2 protein-coding genes are annotated in these 1,098 nt (G+C 70.6%); one reads left to right on the plus strand and one right to left on the minus strand.

The window, feature by feature from the left end; translation table 11 throughout:
• Positions 1-376 (minus strand): hypothetical protein (locus D452_RS27420; protein ID WP_040692795.1); only part of this gene is annotated, 376 nt, incomplete at its 3' end.
• Between the two features lie 391 nt (positions 377-767).
• On the opposite strand from D452_RS27420, the gene D452_RS27425 reads away from it, so the two are divergent.
• Positions 768-1,098 (plus strand): ATP-binding protein (locus tag D452_RS27425; RefSeq protein WP_040692797.1); only part of this gene is annotated, 331 nt, incomplete at its 3' end.

Genomic DNA, 1,098 nt, shown 5'->3' on the forward strand with positions numbered 1-1,098 from the left:
GCTGGGACAGGTCGCCGCCGGCGACCGCATCCAGGATCTGGGCGACGGAGGTCACCGGTTCGCTGACCTCGTCGAGCAGCTGGTTCAGCGAACGGACGCTCTTGCCCCACGCGCCGCGTGCGGGGCTGACGGCGATGCGCTCGTTGAGTCTGCCTTCGGTACTGACGACGCCGCCGACCCGCTGCAGCTCGCTGCTGAGCTGCTCGCAGTGGTCCAGGACCTGGTTGAAGACGGAGGCGATCTCACCGGACCGGCCCTCGCCGCGAGAGTCCAGCCGTACACTGAAATCGCCGTCTCGCATGCTGTAGAGCGCGCGGAGCAGCTCGTCGAGCTGCGCATCGTGCTTGTCGTCCGGCGCCCGTGTGGCCTCTGGCATTGATCCCCTCCTCATACTGCTCACTACGGGCATCTCGGGCCGGTTGGGGGACCGGGGCCGCCTGATCGGGGGAACGATCTCACGTGGCAGGATCGTCGCCCCCGGTCATCGACGCACCGTACCGTTAAGGACGATGGCCATACCAGACGTCAGCCGAGATGGGCCGCGAGCTCTAGGCTATGCGGCCTGTCAGCCCACGCGACGAGCCTTCTGAAATGATGGTCCCGTCGCCGTCCCCACTGTGCCCGCTCCGGCGAGCGCACGCCGACACCGCGGGTCGTCACCGATCGAAGGGATCGGGGGCCGGGGTCCTGGCGGCCGCACTGCGGCCGTGCCCGCCTTCCTCCCGCAACTGGAGAGAACGTACGGCTTCACGATGCCACACGAGACGATGAAGGCCGCCCGGCGCGAGTTCTCGCCCACCCCCGGGACCGCGGCCGAGGCGCGGGACTTCGTACGCGACACCCTCGCCGAATGGAGCGCCGACCAGGCCGCCGACGACGTCGTCCTGCTCGTCAGCGAGCTGGTCACCAACGCGGTCGTGCACGCCGAGAGCAATCTGGAACTGGTCGTGCGCCGCCTGCCCTCGGCGGTCGAGGTCGTGGTCGCGGACCGGGTTCCCGAGCGTGCCGTCCCCCAGGCGGGCCCGCTGTCGGTCGACGTCTCCGCCTCCGCCGACCCCGGGCGCAGCGGCGGGCTGGGACTGGCGCTGGCCGGGGCGG

It is taken from the genome of Nocardiopsis prasina DSM 43845 (assembly GCF_000341265.1).
In the GTDB taxonomy this organism is placed as follows: domain Bacteria; phylum Actinomycetota; class Actinomycetes; order Streptosporangiales; family Streptosporangiaceae; genus Nocardiopsis; species Nocardiopsis prasina.